General features: G+C 64.4%; 11 protein-coding genes and 1 tRNA gene. 4 read left to right on the top strand and 8 right to left on the bottom strand.

The genetic code is table 11. The annotated features are described in order from the left end of the window. Nucleotides 1-3: 3 nt before the first annotated feature. Together lon and DKT70_RS10215 are read right to left on the bottom strand one after the other, a co-directional pair. Nucleotides 4-2,421 carry an endopeptidase La gene (gene lon, locus DKT70_RS10220; RefSeq protein ID WP_111559043.1) on the bottom strand — a complete coding sequence of 806 codons (2,418 nt, stop codon included), beginning with the start codon at nucleotides 2,419-2,421 and terminating at the stop codon, nucleotides 4-6. A 146-nt stretch (nucleotides 2,422-2,567) separates the two neighbouring features. Continuing rightward, complete coding sequence (locus tag DKT70_RS10215) at nucleotides 2,568-3,923, bottom strand: ATP-binding protein (protein ID WP_111559042.1); 1,356 nt, start codon at nucleotides 3,921-3,923, stop codon at nucleotides 2,568-2,570. A 35-nt stretch (nucleotides 3,924-3,958) separates the two neighbouring features. Between DKT70_RS10215 and DKT70_RS10210 the strand changes: the two genes are divergently transcribed. After that, a complete protein-coding gene (locus tag DKT70_RS10210; protein WP_111559041.1) occupies nucleotides 3,959-4,822 on the top strand; it encodes an MBL fold metallo-hydrolase in 864 nt (287 codons plus the stop codon). A 59-nt stretch (nucleotides 4,823-4,881) separates the two neighbouring features. Further along, nucleotides 4,882-4,956, top strand: a tRNA-Asn gene (locus tag DKT70_RS10205). Between the two features lie 295 nt (nucleotides 4,957-5,251). Here DKT70_RS10205 and DKT70_RS10200 read toward each other — a convergent pair. After that, complete coding sequence (locus DKT70_RS10200) at nucleotides 5,252-5,581, bottom strand: hypothetical protein (RefSeq protein ID WP_072297038.1); 330 nt, start codon at nucleotides 5,579-5,581, stop codon at nucleotides 5,252-5,254. A 394-nt stretch (nucleotides 5,582-5,975) separates the two neighbouring features. On the opposite strand from DKT70_RS10200, the gene amaB reads away from it, so the two are divergent. Further along, nucleotides 5,976-7,484, top strand: a complete 1,509-nt coding sequence (gene amaB / locus DKT70_RS10195; RefSeq protein WP_111559040.1) for an L-piperidine-6-carboxylate dehydrogenase — start codon at nucleotides 5,976-5,978, stop codon at nucleotides 7,482-7,484. 39 nt (nucleotides 7,485-7,523) lie between these two features. Here the strand turns inward: amaB and DKT70_RS10190 are convergent, their stop codons facing one another. Beyond that, on the bottom strand, nucleotides 7,524-8,894 hold the full coding sequence (locus tag DKT70_RS10190; RefSeq protein WP_233490519.1) for an NCS1 family transporter: 1,371 nt from the start codon (nucleotides 8,892-8,894) through the stop codon (nucleotides 7,524-7,526). A gap of 32 nt (nucleotides 8,895-8,926) precedes the next feature. Then, nucleotides 8,927-9,625, bottom strand: a complete 699-nt coding sequence (locus DKT70_RS10185; RefSeq protein ID WP_111559039.1) for an aspartate/glutamate racemase family protein — start codon at nucleotides 9,623-9,625, stop codon at nucleotides 8,927-8,929. A 127-nt stretch (nucleotides 9,626-9,752) separates the two neighbouring features. Here DKT70_RS10185 and DKT70_RS10180 point away from each other — a divergent pair, with 127 nt between their 5' ends. Beyond that, complete coding sequence (locus DKT70_RS10180) at nucleotides 9,753-10,433, top strand: GntR family transcriptional regulator (protein ID WP_111559116.1); 681 nt, start codon at nucleotides 9,753-9,755, stop codon at nucleotides 10,431-10,433. A 30-nt stretch (nucleotides 10,434-10,463) separates the two neighbouring features. Here DKT70_RS10180 and thiC read toward each other — a convergent pair whose 3' ends face one another. From thiC to DKT70_RS10165, 3 genes are all read right to left on the bottom strand, one after another. Further along, nucleotides 10,464-12,236 carry a phosphomethylpyrimidine synthase ThiC gene (gene thiC, locus DKT70_RS10175; RefSeq protein ID WP_111559038.1) on the bottom strand — a complete coding sequence of 591 codons (1,773 nt, stop codon included), beginning with the start codon at nucleotides 12,234-12,236 and terminating at the stop codon, nucleotides 10,464-10,466. Between the two features lie 304 nt (nucleotides 12,237-12,540). Then, nucleotides 12,541-14,865, bottom strand: coding sequence for a xanthine dehydrogenase family protein molybdopterin-binding subunit (locus DKT70_RS10170; protein ID WP_111559037.1), 2,325 nt, complete (start codon nucleotides 14,863-14,865; stop codon nucleotides 12,541-12,543). Next, nucleotides 14,858-15,331 carry a (2Fe-2S)-binding protein gene (locus tag DKT70_RS10165; RefSeq protein WP_111559036.1) on the bottom strand — a complete coding sequence of 158 codons (474 nt, stop codon included), beginning with the start codon at nucleotides 15,329-15,331 and terminating at the stop codon, nucleotides 14,858-14,860. The genes DKT70_RS10170 and DKT70_RS10165 overlap by 8 nt, the downstream gene beginning before the upstream one ends. Nucleotides 15,332-15,342: the final 11 nt, after the last annotated feature.

Below are 15,342 nucleotides of genomic sequence, written 5' to 3'. Positions count from 1 at the left end.
CCCTTAGTGGGCGACGGCGCTGCCCTTGCCGTCATCGCCCCGGCGGGCGTCAAGACGGGCAGCCTCGGCCGCCTCTTCCGCGGCCTCGTCCCATTCGACGGGGACCGGCTGGCGCACCAGGGCGTGGCGCAGGACCTCGCGGACATTGCTGACCGGGATGATGGTCAGCCCCTCTTTGACGTTGTCCGGGATCTCGATCAGATCCTTTTCATTGTCCTGCGGGATCATCACCGTGGTGATGCCGCCGCGAAGAGCTGCCAACAGCTTCTCCTTCAGCCCGCCGATGGCCAGCACGTTGCCGCGCAAGGTCACCTCGCCGGTCATGGCGACATCCTTGCGGACGGGAATGCCCGTCATCACCGACACGACCGACGTCACCATCGCGATGCCCGCCGACGGCCCATCCTTGGGCGTCGCGCCTTCGGGAACGTGAACGTGGATGTCACGCTTGTCGAATTCCGGCGGCTTGACCCCGATCTCGGGCGAAACCGAGCGCACGAAGCTGGAGGCCGCGTCGATCGATTCCTTCATCACGTCGCCCAGCTTGCCCGTGGTCTTCATCCGACCCTTGCCGGGCAGACGAAGCGCCTCGATCTGCAACAGGTCGCCCCCGACCGAGGTCCAGGCAAGACCGGTGACGACACCGACCTGATCCTCCTTCTCAGCCAGACCATAGCGGTGGCGCCGGACGCCCAGATATTCCTCGACCTTCTCCGGCGTGACCTCGATCGACTTGACCTTGGTCTTCATGATCTCGGTCACGGCCTTGCGGGCCAGTTTGGCGATCTCGCGCTCCAGCGAACGGACACCGGCTTCGCGGGTGTAATACCGGATCATGTGGGTCAGCGCCGCGTCCGTGACGCTGAACTCACCCTTGCGCAGACCGTTGGCGGCGATCTGCTTGGACAGCAGATGGCCCTTGGCGATCTCGCGCTTTTCATCCTCGGTATAGCCCGACAGGCTGATGATCTCCATCCGGTCCAGAAGCGGGCCCGGCATGTTGTAGCTGTTGGCCGTGGTCACGAACATCACGTTCGACAGGTCGTATTCCACCTCAAGATAGTGGTCCACGAAGGTCGAGTTCTGCTCAGGGTCCAGCACCTCCAGCATGGCGGATGCAGGATCGCCCCGGAAATCCTGGCCCATCTTGTCGATTTCATCCAGCAGGATCAGCGGGTTCGTCGTCTTGGCCTTCTTCAAAGCCTGAATGATCTTGCCCGGCATCGACCCGATATAGGTCCGGCGGTGACCGCGGATCTCGCTCTCGTCGCGCACGCCACCAAGGCTGATGCGGATGAACTCACGCCCCGTCGCCTTGGCAATCGAGCGCCCAAGCGAGGTCTTGCCCACACCCGGAGGACCGACCAGCGTCAGGATCGGACCTTTCAGCTTCTGACTGCGCGCCTGCACGGCCAGATATTCGACGATGCGTTCCTTGACCTTGTCCAGACCGTAATGGTCCGCGTCCAGAACCGCCTCGGCCTTTCCCAAGTCCTTTTTGGTGCGCGACTTCACGCCCCATGGCAGTGCCAGCAGCCAGTCCAGATAGTTGCGGCTGACCGTCGCCTCTGCCGACATGGGCGACATGGATTTCAGCTTTTTCAGCTCGGAATCGGCCTTTTCGCGGGCCTCCTTGCTGAACTTGGTCTTTGCGATCTTTTCTTCCAGCTCGGCCAGTTCGTTCTGGCCATCCTCGCCGTCGCCAAGCTCCTTCTGAATGGCCTTCATCTGCTCATTCAGATAGTATTCGCGCTGCGTCTTCTCCATCTGGGTCTTGACGCGCGACTTGATCTTCTTTTCGACCTGCAGGACCGACATCTCGCCCTGCATGTGGCCATAGACCTTCTCGAGGCGCTCGGAAACTTCCAGCGTGTCCAGCAGGTCCTGCTTGCGGTCCAGTTCGATCCCCATGTGACCTGCGACCAGATCAGCCAGCTTGCCGGGCTCTTCGGCCTCGGACACGGCGGTCACGACCTCTTCGGGGATGTTCTTGCGCACCTTGACGTAACGCTCGAACTCCTCGGTCACGGTGCGGACCAGCGCTGTGACGGTGTCGGCATCTCCGGGCGTCTCCTCCAGCTGGCTGGCCGAGGCCTGGAAGTGATCGTCATTGGGGACGAAATTGGTGATGCGCACACGCTCGCGGCCTTCGACCAGGACCTTGACGGTCCCGTCCGGCAATTTCAGCAGCTGCAGGACATTGGCCAGCACGCCGGTGCGATAGATCCCGTCTTCGGTGGGTTCATCGACCGAGGCGTCGATCTGCGCGGCCAGCAGGATCGGGCTGTCCGATTCCATCACAGCTTCCAGTGCGCGCACCGATTTTTCTCGGCCGACGAACAGCGGCACGATCATGTGCGGGAATACGACGATATCCCGCAAGGGCAGCACCGGGTAGGTAGTTTTGGCGAATTCCGTCATGTCTTGTCCTTTCTGCCCGAAGCCGTGGCCCCGTCATGGCGACGCACGGCCCCTGCATCGCGTCAATCTAGGGCCAGCACCCCCGCCGTTCAATATGACCCGAAGAATACGACCTATTTTTGGCCCCATCCTGGCGGCAAACCGGCTCAGCGCGGGATCACGATTTCGGCACGCAATCCGCCCAGTCTGTCCCCACGTCCCAGGCGCAGCTGTCCGCCATGCGCGCGCACCACGTCGTTGACGATCGCCAGGCCCAACCCGGCCCCCTGCGCGCTGTTGCGCCTGCGGGCGGGATCAAGGCGGGTGAAGGGGCGCATCGCGGCCTCCAGGCTGTCTTCGGGGATGCCGGGACCGTCATCCTCGATGCCGATGCGCAGGCTGCGGGGCCCAAGCGCCGCGTCCATTTCCGCGCGCGAGCCATAGCGCACCGCATTGCCGATCAGGTTCTCCAACGCGCGGCGCAGCATGTCGGGGCGGAAGGTCGCCAGGCCTTCCGGATCGCCCCCGAACCCCGTCAGCTGGACCGCCTGACCGGCCCGCTGCGCATCCGCCACCACGGTTTCCAGAAACGAACCCGCGGCCAGCGTTTCGGGGGGGCGGTCCTGCGCCTCGTCGCGCGCATAGTCCAGAAAGCCGTCGACCATGCGGTTCATCTCGGCAATGTCGGCCTCCATCGCGGTGACATCCTCGGCATCGGGGGGCATGTCGGGTCCGATCATCGACAGTCCAAGGCGCAGGCGGGTCAGGGGCGTGCGCAGGTCGTGGCTGATGCCCGACATCATCAGCTTGCGCTGTTCGTTCTGGCGTTCCAGCCGGTTGCGCATGTCCAGGAATGCCGTGCCGGCGCTGCGCACCTCGACCGCGCCCGAGGGGCGATAGGGCACCATGCGACCCTTGCCGTATTCCTCGGCGGCAAAGGCCAGACGACGAATGGGCCGCAACTGGTTGCGTAAAAAGACCGTGGCGATCCCGCTCATCAACAGCGAGGTGAAGACCATCAGTACCAGCAGCTGATGCGGGTTCGAGGCACTGACCCGCCGCCGGTCAAAGCCCAGGCCATAGGGCCCGAACGGCCCCATCAACGCCACATCGACACGCTTTTCATCGGTCGCCAGATCGATCGACACGACACGCGGCACCGTGTCCCGCAGCACCTCGGCGACGACCCGCCCCGAGAAATCGTACCAGACCCGCCGATCCTGGGGCGCGGGCGTCACCGGCATGCGGAAATCCAGGTCCAGCGGTCCGGCAATGGCCTCGGCCTGGGCGCGGGCATCTTCGGCATCGCGGGCCAGCTCGATCCGGCGGGCGACGAAATCCAGCTCATGCGCCATGCTGGACGTCATTTGCCGCGTCACGCCCTCGAAATGGCGCTGAAGGAACATGACGCCCACGACCAGCGTCACCGCCACGACCGGCAGGAACAGGATCAGCGCCGCCCGCGCGTAAAGCCCGCGCGGCAGCAACGTTCTGGCGATGGGCCCCTGGATATGGTTTGACATGGACACCCCTTCCTCTTCCCTGCAAGGCTATCCCCATGCATGCCCCCGCGAAAGAGCCGCTGCGCATCCTGGCGCCCAATCCCTCGCCCCTGACGGGTCCGGGTACGACGACCTTCCTGATCGGGCAGGAACATGTCGCCGTCATCGACCCCGGCCCCGATGACGATGCCCATCTTGGCGCCATCATCGACGCGGGACGCGGCCGGATCAGCCATATTTTCGTCACTCACGCGCATCTTGACCACAGCCAAGGCGCGCCCCGCCTGTCGCGCCTGACGGGCGCCCCGATCCTGGCCTTCGGCACCGCGACTGAAGGCCGGTCCGCCATCAACACCCGTCTTGCGGCGTCGGGCATGATCCATGGCGGCGAGGGCCTGGACATGGATTTCGCCCCCGATATCAGCCTGCATGACAGCCAGCAGGTCCAAACCCCCGACTGGAGCCTTCGCGCCCTTCACACCCCCGGTCACGCGGCAGGGCATCTGTGCCTTGAATGGGGCGACACGATCTTTTGCGGCGATCTGGTGATGGACTGGTCCTCGACGCTGATCTCGCCCCCCGACGGGGATCTGGCAGATTACTTCCGGTCGCTGGACCGGCTGGTGCATCTGGCCCCCGCGCGCCTGCTGCCCGCGCATGGCGCCCCCATCGAAGACCCCCTGCCCCGTATCGCCGAACTGGCGCGTCACAGGCGCGACCGGACGGCGCAGATCATGGCCGCGCTGCGCCATTCGCCAGACAATGCGGCGGGCCTGGCACGTCGCCTTTATGACATTCCCGAACCGCTTATCCCCGCGGCCGAGCGCAACGTCCTGTCCCACCTGATCGCGCTCTCTCAGCTTGGCGCCATTGATTTTCAAGGAGATTTGACCGCCAACAGCTTTTTTTCGATTTCATAACGAAAAGTGGAAAAAGGCTCTGGACGCCCCCGGAACACGTTGCTATATCCGCCTCGTGTTCCGGCGTAGCTCAGCGGTAGAGCAGTTGACTGTTAATCAATTGGTCGTAGGTTCGATCCCTACCGCCGGAGCCATAAATCTCAAGTGAGATTGCAAAGCTACGACAATCCGCCTCTGGCGGATTTTGTCGTTTCTGGCATCCGTGTGACCGTCAAGGCAGCAAAGCCCGGTACAGAACGCCAGTCAATTTTCCCCTTTTCTTGCAGCAAAACTGTTCGCTTTTGGCATTCTGGCAAAAACTCCGCAGGGCTGGATACGCCTGCCAAGCTGCGCCGCTTGGTCCGCCCGATCCCAGTCGCGTTCGTGGCTTCCTTAAATACAAAATAGGGTCAGCCCGTCGAAGCAACGCTTCCCGAATGCTGGCGCCTGTCAGTCGGCAAGGCCGGATCGCAGCAGATCACGCGCGAAGCCTGCGAAATCGGCATCGGTCAGGTCGCGGTCGCTGACATTCAGCCGCATGGGGCGACGCGCGCGTCCGTCGGGCCGGACCACCATTGCGGTCACCGAAACAGGCGTCGTCGCCAGCACCCGCAGCTGCAGACCATCCGGCGCGTCGGTCCCCCGCAGGGCCTTGCACAGGGCCTCGGCATGGGCGGGGTCGACGCCTGCCGATTGCCGACAAAGAACCTGCGCCCCCGCCGCGCCGGCCGCAACAGTCACCCACAGGCAGGTGCCAATCAGCAGAAAGACATGACGCATAGGACGACGAACCCCTGATCGGCCCGGCCCTGTTCCGAGCGCGGTTGTTGATGTTCGCGACCATTCCGGGGAATGGCACTGAACCCTGAAAACCATATACAGGGGTTGCGGCCAAAGCCCAAAACTCTTTTCCTGATGGTGCGGCCATTCCGGTCCGGATCAACAAAAGGGGCGCGATGACAACCGCCAGTTCAGATTGCACGCAGCCTGACGACATCCGCCAACGGTCGTCATCCGAGCATTCCAATCGGCATCCTGACCTGGGCGGCAAGGGTGATGAGGCGCTGATGGGCCGGTTGCGGGCATGCCCTCCGCAGGTTCAGGCGACATGGCCGACAAAGCCCGCGCATGCCCTTAGCAATTCCAAGACAGATGAACGAAAGGCCGACCCCCGATGGACCTGAAAGCCGATGTGCAATCTCTGATGACCGATCTGGGTGTCGATGCCGCCCTGCTGGACGCGGGCAACCTGCCCTGCCGCAGTCCGCTTGACGGCCAGCAGATCGCGACCCTTGCCTCCGATGATGCCGCCACGACCGCCGCAGCCATCGACCGCGCCGAGGCTGCCTTCCGCGCCTGGCGCATGGTGCCCGCCCCCCGGCGCGGCGAACTGGTCCGCCTGCTGGGCGAGGAGCTGCGCAGCCACAAGGACGCGCTTGGCAGGCTGGTCTCGATCGAGGCAGGCAAGGTCACGTCCGAAGGCTTGGGCGAGGTGCAGGAGATGATCGACATCTGCGATTTCGCCGTCGGCCTGTCGCGCCAGCTTTACGGACTGACGATCGCCACCGAACGCCCCGGCCACCGCATGATGGAGACGTGGCACCCGCTTGGCGTCGTAGGCATCATCAGTGCCTTCAACTTTCCGGTCGCCGTCTGGTCGTGGAACACCGCGCTGGCGCTGGTCTGCGGTGACAGCGTCGTCTGGAAGCCGTCGGAAAAGACGCCGCTGACGGCCCTTGCCTGCCAGGCCATCCTGAACCGCGCCATCGCCCGCTTCGGAGACGCGCCCGCGAACCTGTCGCAAGTCCTGATCGGCGGTGCGGATGTAGGCGCGGCGCTGGTTGAAAACCCCAAGGTGGCGCTGGTTTCGGCCACAGGATCGACCCGGATGGGCCGCATGGTCGGCCCCAAGGTGGCGGAACGGTTCGGACGGTCCATCCTGGAACTGGGCGGCAACAATGCGGGCATCGTCTGCCCGTCGGCCGATCTGGACATGGCGCTGCGGGCGGTGGCCTTCGGCGCGATGGGCACGGCGGGCCAGCGCTGCACGACGATGCGGCGACTGTTCGTGCACAGGGACGTCCATGACGATCTGATGCCGCGCCTGATCAAGGCCTTTGAAACCGTCACCATCGGCAACCCGCTGACCACCGACGCGCTGGTTGGTCCGCTGATCGACAAGGCCGCCTATGACATGATGCAGCAGGCACTGACCGCGGCACGCGATGCGGGCGGGATCGTGCATGGCGGCGAACGCCAGGATACGGGCGACGCGGATGCCTTCTATGTCCGTCCCGCGCTGGTCCTGATGCCGTCCCAGACGGGGCCGGTCATGACCGAGACTTTCGCGCCCATCCTTTATGTCATGACCTATGACGATTTCGATGCCATGCTGGAGGACCACAATGCCGTCGGCGCGGGCCTGTCATCGGCCATCTTCACCACCGACCTGCGCGAGATGGAGATCTTTCTGTCATCGCGCGGTTCCGATTGCGGCATCGCCAACGTCAATATCGGCACTTCGGGCGCCGAGATCGGCGGGGCCTTCGGGGGCGAAAAGGAAACCGGCGGCGGTCGCGAAAGTGGGTCGGACGCGTGGAAGGCCTATATGCGCCGCGCCACCAACACCATCAACTATTCGCGCGACCTTCCCCTGGCGCAGGGGGTGGTTTTCGCCATCTGAACGCGCGGGCAAGGCACCCTGCCCACGCGTCGGCAACCCCTATTGGGCAAAGCGGCGGGCGGCGGGCAGCGTCTTCATCAGCAGGTAATAGCTGATCCCCGCCGGCAGCAGACTGGCATACCAGCTGACGCCCGAAAAGATCAGCGCAAAGACCACCCCGACGACCGTCGCGGCCAGCGCGGCAGGGTTCATGCCGCGATAAGGCCCCGCGGGATCGTAGAGATAGTCCATGTTCAGCCGCTGCTTGCGGATCACATAGTAATCCACCACCAGGATGGCGAAGATCGGGCCCAGGAAGGCGCTGTAGGTCTGGATGAACAGGTTCAGCCCCGCGGCGCTTTCATCCTTGACCAGCAGCCAGGGGAAGGTGGCGAAAGCCAGAAGACCGACCAGCACCGCCGCCGTCTTGAAGCGCAGCTTGAAGACATCCATCAGCGCATAGGCGGGCGGCACGACGTTGTTGAGGATGTTCGTCGTCACCTGCGCAAAGGCGATGAACAGCAGCGTCGTCACCAACAGCAGCTTGTTGTCCACGGCGCTGGCAAAGACCTTGATCGGATCGACCTCGCCGGTGGCGCCCGAGACCATCAGACCGATCAGCCCCATAAACAGCGTCGCGGGAAGGATCGAGTTGGCATAGATCGCCACCTGCCGCCCGCGCCCCACCTGTCCGTCCAGCTCTCGGCTGTAATCGGACACGTTCAGCATCATCGTCGAATAGATGCCCAGAAACAGCATCGTGGCGCCCCAGAACGGTGCCCCCCAGGTGCCTTCGACATTGACCAGGTTGGCGCTGATCTGGCTGCCGTATTTGTCGATGACGCTGAAGAACATATAGACCAGCGCCCCGATGATGAAGACCGATCCGATGTTTTCCAGCCACTTGATGCCGTGAAAGCCCAGCACCGACAGGCCGATCTGCAGGGCCTGGAAGCCGATGAAGAAGACCCAGATGTTGGAAAAGCCGAACATCGTTTCGGACACCAGGTTCAGCGCGCCGGCGCCGATCCAGCTTTGAAAGCCGAACCAGACCAGGGCGGGCACCGACCGCACCAGCGCCGGCAGCCGCGTTCCCGCAAACCCGAAGGCCGGGCGTGCCTGCACCATGAAGGGAATGCCGTATCTGTGCCCCGCCTGCCCGTTGATCATCAGCGCGATGCCGATGACGGTGCAGCCGATCGCGATGGCCACGACCGTCTGCAGCAGGTTCAGCGTGCCCACCAGCCCCGACCCGATGGTGAAGGTGCCGATGGACACGCAACCGCCCAGCCAGGCGAACAGATAGGACCAGGACCCCATGATGCGCGTCTGCTGCGGGGCCAGGCTTTCCTGGCCCACGCCCTTGTCGGTCGCGCGTGGGCCGTCATGTGCGTCGGGCGGTGCGACGCCCGCCATGTCGATCTGAGTCATGTGATGTTTCCCTGTCGGAGGTTGAGGTCGTCTTATTTCTTGTTGGGCACCGCATAGGCGCCGATCTTGCTGGTCTTCAGCCCGGCGCCCACAAGCGCCTCGGCCAGTTTCGTGGCGACGGACACGCCGTCGATGACCGGGATGCCGGTTTCCGTGGTCAGCCATGCGGTCAGGTCGGACATGCCCGCGCAGCCCAGCAGCACGGCCTCGCAACCGTCCTCGTCGATGGCGCGCATGATTTCGGCGCGAACGCGGTCGCGGGCATCCGATCCCGGTTCCTCCAGCGCCAGGACCGGGATCGCGGCGGAACGGACCCGGCGGCATTTGTGATCTTGGCCGTATTTGCGGACCAGCTCCTCGATCACCGGGACCGAGCGGGGCAGCGTCGTGACGATGGAAAACGTGGTCGCGACCATGCTGGCCGCCGTCATCCCCGCCTCGCAGATGGCGATGACGGGGCCGGTCGCGATCTCGCGGCAGGCGCCGATCGCGGGGTCGTCGAAACAGGCGATGACGATGGCATCCGCGCCCTCGGCCTCGGCCTGCGCGACCTCGCGCAGCAGATGGGGGGCGGCCATGACCTCGTCGTGATGGCCCTCGATGCTGGCGGGGGCACCATGGGCGGTGCGCCCGATCACATCGACCTGCGGCCCCGCCACCGCGCGGGCCGATGCGGTGATCTTGTCCGTCATCGAGCTGGTCGAGTTGGGGTTGATGACAACCAGTTTCATGGGTCTTCCTTCTTCCGAGTCGCACGATTGATAACACGGATTGTTAACAATCAGATAATATTTTATCTGCCTGCAATTCGGGCGCATGTTTCTTGCGCGTGACCGTTGGCTGTGCAATCTGTCGACGATGGAAAAGCCGCTTGAAACCATCATCGTGGACAGCATCCTTGATGCCATCGCCGACCAGCGCCTGCATGCGGGCACCAAGCTGGGCGAACAGGCGCTGTCGGACCTGTTCGGTTGCAATCGCGCCCATGTCCGGCGCGCGCTTGGGACGCTGACCGCCTATCATGTGGTCGATCACCTGCCAAACCGCGGCGCCTATGTTGCCACGCCGACACCCCAGGATGCCCGCGACGTCTTTCAGGCGCGTCGCGCCATCGAAACGGTGATCTGCCGCAATGCCGTGCGACAGGCCACGTCCGAAGATATCGCCGCCCTGCGCGTCCATCTGGCGCAGGAGGCCCTGGCACGCGGCGGCGGCGACCGGTCCGCCGCCGTGCGCCTGTCGCGGGGGTTTCACCTGCTGCTGGGACGGATCGGGCGCAATCCCGTCCTGCTGCGCTATCTGGAAGAACTGACCATGCGCAGTTCGCTGATCATCGGACTTTACGCGACCGGCCACGGCACGCTTTGTGCCGATGACGAACACACGCGCATCACCGACGCCATCGAGGCGCGGGACATGGACGCGGCCCAGGACTTGCTGGACCAGCACCTGCGCCATATCGAAGCGGGCATCCGCTTTGGCGATGACGCCCCCGTCACGGGCGCCCTGTCGATGGCCTTGCGGCGCGACGCCCGCTGAACACGGGCGCCGCTGCGTGACCCCGCCCGGTCAGCCGTCGGCGGGAACGTAAAGCTGCCCCTTTTCGCGGAACAGATCGGCCATCCGCTCCATCCCCTGCTGCTTTTCAGCCGTCGCGCGAATATCGTGCGAGATCTTCATCGAACAGAATTTCGGCCCGCACATCGAACAGAAATGCGCGACCTTATGGGCGTCGGCGGGCATGGTCTCGTCATGCATCTCGCGCGCGGTGTCGGGGTCCAGGCCCAGGTTGAACTGGTCCTGCCAACGGAAATCGAAGCGTGCGCGCGACAGGGCATCGTCGCGCATCTGCGCCCCCGGATGACCCTTGGCCAGGTCCGCCGCATGGGCCGCCAGCTTGTAGGTGATGACGCCGGTCTTGACGTCGTCCCGGTCGGGCAGGCCCAGATGTTCCTTGGGCGTGACATAGCACAGCATCGCCGTTCCGAACCAACCGATCATCGCCGCCCCTATGGCGCTGGTGATGTGGTCGTAACCCGGCGCGATATCGGTGGTCAGCGGCCCCAGGGTATAGAAGGGCGCCTCGTGGCAATGCTCCAACTGTTTGTCCATATTGGCCTTCAACTTGTGCATCGGCACATGACCCGGCCCTTCGATGAAGACTTGGCAGTCGCGCGCCCAGGCACGCTTGGTCAGTTCCCCAAGGGTCTCCAGTTCCGCAAACTGCGCCTGATCGTTGGCATCGGCGATGGAGCCGGGCCGCAAGCCGTCGCCCAGGCTGAAGGTCACGTCATAGGCGCGCATGATCTCGCAGATTTCGTCGAAACGGTCGTAGAGGAAGCTCTCGCGGTGATGGTGCAGGCACCATTTCGCCATGATCGATCCGCCCCGGCTGACGATGCCCGTCACCCGCCTTGCCGTCATCGGGATCATGTGCAGCCGCACGCCCGCATGGATGGTGAAGTAATCCACGCCCTGCTCGGCCTGCTCGATCAGCGTGTCGCGATAGATCTCCCATGTCAGGTCCTCGGCGATACCGCCGACCTTTTCCAGCGCCTGATACAGTGGAACCGTTCCGATGGGCACGGGCGCATTGCGGATGATCCAGTCGCGGATGTTGTGGATGTTGCGGCCCGTTGACAGATCCATGACGGTGTCGGCCCCCCAGCGGATCGCCCAGACCATCTTGTCGACCTCCTCCTCCATCGACGAGGTCACGGCGGAATTGCCGATATTGGCGTTGATCTTGACCAGGAAATTGCGGCCGATGATCATGGGTTCAAGTTCGGGGTGGTTGATGTTGGCGGGGATCACCGCCCGCCCCCGCGCAATTTCCGACCGCACGAATTCCGGGGTTACCAGATCGGGGATGGATGCCCCGAAATCCTCTCCGTCGCGGGTATAGGCAGCGGTGCGGCCTTCGTTTTCACGGATGGCGACATATTCCATTTCCGGCGTGATGATACCGGCGCGGGCATAGGCCAGCTGGGTCACGGCGCCTTTCGTGGCGCGCAGCGGATCGCGCTGATGCGGAAAGGCCGGGGTCAGACGCTTGCCATCGACAAAGCCATTATCGGCGGCGGTCAGCGGACGCCCAAGATAGGGTTCGGCATCGCCCCTGCCCGTCAGCCACGCCCCGCGCACCGCAGGCAACCCGCCCCTGATGTCGATCTGCGCGGCAGGGTCGGTATAGGGGCCGGAACTGTCATAGACCGTCAAAGGGCCTTCGCCCGTCAGGGCGATCCGGCGCATCGGCACGCGGATGTCGTGCAGACTCCCCGGCACATACAGCTTGCTGGATGCGGGCATGGGGCCGGTGGTGATCTGGGGGTTCGGTTTCATCAGTGTCTCCCGTTCGAAATGGGCGACCCGGATAAGACAAGCGATGAAGGGGCCACACGGGCCCGATGACGGACCTTGCGGCCCAAAGGACGGCCCCGTAGATGGGGGAAGCTGCCTTTGGTCTTCCTACGCCAGTGTCAACTGGGTCAGGTTCAAAGGGTCGCTTCACCGGGGTCGTCCCCACTCAGCCTCTCAGTCCCCTTAAGGCGGGACTCCCCTGACGTGGGAGCAGGTTCGCGATTTCGGGGGACGGTGTCAACAGCTGTGATGCAGGCGCCCCGGATGCCGGGGCGCCCGCAGAGTTTCAGGCCTTCAGCGCAGCCAAGACGTCGTCGGGGCGCATCGGCAGGTGGCGCAGACGCACGCCGACCGCCGCCTGGATGGCGTTGGCGATGGCCGGGGCCACGACCGTGGTGCCGGGTTCGCCCAAGCCCACCGGAACCTCGGTGCTGTCGATGAACTCGATCTCCATCGGCGGCGTGTCGATCATCCGCAGGGGGGTATAGCCGCCCAGGTTCAGGTCGCGGACATTGCCGTTCTCGAACTCGGTGCCTTCGTAAAGCGCCATGGACAGACCCCAAAGTGCGGCCCCTTCGCATTGCGCGCGGGCGCTGTCGGGATCGACGACGGTGCCGCAATCGAAGGCCAGCCACATCTTCTGAACCTCGACCGTGCCGGTTTCGCGGTCCACATGAACCTGAACGGCCCCTGCGGTCCAGGTGGGCATCTGGCGGCTTTGACCGAAGGTGGTGGCGATGCCGATGGCCGTATCGGCAGGCAGGTCGGCACTGCCATAGCCCGACATTTGCGCCACGCGTTCCAGAACCGCCGCCTGACGCGACGCGCCGCCGACCGAATCCGGCGCGGTGCCGGCGTTATAACCTTCGGCGATCAGGTGCTTCAGCCGGAATTCCAGCGGATCGACCCCGACTTTGGCCGCGGCTTCGTCCATGAAGCTTTCGACGGCGAAGTTGGTCCAGCCCGGACCGACGGACCGCAACCAGCCGGGGCGGAAGGTCTGGTTGGCCAGTTCGTTTTCGATCGCGCGGACCTTATGCGCGCCGACTGAATACCAGTGATCGGCTCCGTCGATGGCAAAGACATCATAGGGCTGGTCGTTTACGCCCTTGGGCATGAAGGACGGCGCCATGACACCCGTGGGCCAACCGGCGGCGGCATCGTGATTCATGCCGATGACCTGGTTGTCGGCGTCGAAGGCCATGCGCAAGCGCTGCACACTGGGCGACCGGACGCTGTCGAACTGGACGTCATGTTCGCGCATGAAGACCAGCTTGACCGGCTTGCCGTCCAGCTGTTTCGAGGCCAGCGCGGCGGGCACGATGTAATCGCCGTTCAGGCGACGCCCGAAACCACCGCCCAGCATATAGCTGCGCATGACGATCTTGTCGGGTTCGACCTCCAGTGCCGCCGACAGGGTCGGCAGGATCAGCGATTGCCACTGGTTGCCCGCATGGGTTTCCCAGATGCCGTCCGCATTGCGGAAGACGGTGGCGTTCAGCGGCTCCATCTGGAAATGCAGCACGGTCGCGGTGGTGTATTCCGCCTCCAGCGTGTCCGCCGCATCCTGGAAGGCCTGCGTGGTGTCGGGCGTTTCCGTGGGCAGGATCGCGCCACTGGCCGCATCCGCGATCAGTTCGCGCGACCGCGCCTGGATGTCGGCCTCGGAGACGACGGCGGTTTCGCCCGCGTTCCATTCGACGCTGATCAGGTCGGCGGCCGATTTCGCTGCAAACAGCGTCTCGCCCAGAACCACGACCCAGCCCGGCACCGTGCCGGAGGGATCGTCGAGCGTCAGTGTCTGCAGATAGCCCTTGATGTCCTTGGCGGCACTGTCATCGACCGATGCGACCGAGGACCCCAGCCGCGTCGGCGGCAGCATCGGGATGCCATAGACCATGCCGTCGATCTTGGCATCCAAGCCATAGATGGTCTTGCCGTTGATCTTGTTGCCGATATCCAGCGCGGTGACGTCCTTGCCGACCAGGCGCAGGTCGGAATGCGACTTCAGCGACAGGGCGGCCAATTCGTCCTCGGTAAAGCTGCGGTTGATGCCCGCCTTGACCAGTTCGGCATACGTAATCGACTTGCCACCGCCGGTGACGGTGCCGTCACGCGCGGTGCAGGTGGCGGGATCCACGCCCCATTGCGCGGCCGCAGCCTCGATCAGCGCGGTGCGGCCGGCGGCGCCCGCCTGGCGATAGACGGGCCAGCTTTGCCAGACCGACCAGCTGCCGCCGGTGACCATGGTGCCCCATTTCTCGGCCGAGTCGACATGGGTGATGCGCACATCGTCCCACGACACGTCCAGTTCATCGGCCAGGATGCGGGCGATGGCGGTGCCGACATGCTGGCCCATCTCGGCGCGGATGATGTTGACGTTGACGCGGCCCTCGGTGTCGATCCAGTACCACATGGTCGGTTCGAACCGGTCACCCACGGCCTCGATCGGCATGCCGTCTGCGGCCTGCGGGTCCATCGCGGCCATGGCATCGCGCGGAAAGCCGAAGGCCACCCCCGCCGCCGTCATCGAGATCAGGAATTCGCGACGGCTGAGCGCCGTTGCCGGGATGCCCACGCCAAGGCGGGATAGGATCTTGTTCTTAGCCATTCTGGGTTTGCCCCCTGTTTGCCGACGCGGCGTCACGGACCGCCTGGCGGATGCGCGGATAGGTCATGCAGCGGCACAGATTGCCGGTCATCACCGCGTCGATGTCGTCGTCGCTCGGGTCCGGGATGTCGGTCAGCAGGGCGGCTGCCTGCATGATCTGGCCGGACTGGCAATAGCCGCATTGCGGAACCCGCAGGTTGCGCCATGCCTCTTGGACGGGGTGGTTGTCATTGGCGTCCAGCCCCTCGATCGTGGTGACGTCGGCACCTTCGACATCGCCCAACAGGGTGATGCAGGACCGCGTGGCCTGTCCGCCGACATGGACGGTGCAGGCCCCGCACATGCCGATGCCGCAACCGAACTTGGTGCCGGTCAGGCCGATCTCGTCGCGGATGGCCCACAGAAGGGGCGTGTCGGGATCGGCGTCGACGCTGACCTCGCGCCCGTTGATCTTGAAATTTACCATCAGGTGTTTCC

Source organism: Paracoccus sediminilitoris, from assembly GCF_003259195.1.
Classification (GTDB): Bacteria; Pseudomonadota; Alphaproteobacteria; order Rhodobacterales; family Rhodobacteraceae; genus Paracoccus; species Paracoccus sediminilitoris.
The sequence above is the reverse complement of the archived record's forward strand: the minus strand, read 5'-3'. Positions and strand labels throughout refer to the sequence as shown.

Bases quoted from the DNA above. Each gene is read 5' to 3' on its own strand.
- lon (WP_111559043.1), bottom strand. From the start codon at position 2,421: ATGACGGAATTCGCCAAAACTACCTACCCGGTGCTGCCCTTGCGGGAT.
- DKT70_RS10215 (WP_111559042.1), bottom strand. From the start codon at position 3,923: ATGTCAAACCATATCCAGGGGCCCATCGCCAGAACGTTGCTGCCGCGC.
- DKT70_RS10210 (WP_111559041.1), top strand. From the start codon at position 3,959: ATGCATGCCCCCGCGAAAGAGCCGCTGCGCATCCTGGCGCCCAATCCC.
- DKT70_RS10200 (WP_072297038.1), bottom strand. From the start codon at position 5,581: ATGCGTCATGTCTTTCTGCTGATTGGCACCTGCCTGTGGGTGACTGTT.
- amaB (WP_111559040.1), top strand. From the start codon at position 5,976: ATGGACCTGAAAGCCGATGTGCAATCTCTGATGACCGATCTGGGTGTC.
- DKT70_RS10190 (WP_233490519.1), bottom strand. From the start codon at position 8,894: ATGACTCAGATCGACATGGCGGGCGTCGCACCGCCCGACGCACATGAC.
- DKT70_RS10185 (WP_111559039.1), bottom strand. From the start codon at position 9,625: ATGAAACTGGTTGTCATCAACCCCAACTCGACCAGCTCGATGACGGAC.
- DKT70_RS10180 (WP_111559116.1), top strand. From the start codon at position 9,753: ATGGAAAAGCCGCTTGAAACCATCATCGTGGACAGCATCCTTGATGCC.
- thiC (WP_111559038.1), bottom strand. From the start codon at position 12,236: ATGAAACCGAACCCCCAGATCACCACCGGCCCCATGCCCGCATCCAGC.
- DKT70_RS10170 (WP_111559037.1), bottom strand. From the start codon at position 14,865: ATGGCTAAGAACAAGATCCTATCCCGCCTTGGCGTGGGCATCCCGGCA.
- DKT70_RS10165 (WP_111559036.1), bottom strand. From the start codon at position 15,331: ATGGTAAATTTCAAGATCAACGGGCGCGAGGTCAGCGTCGACGCCGAT.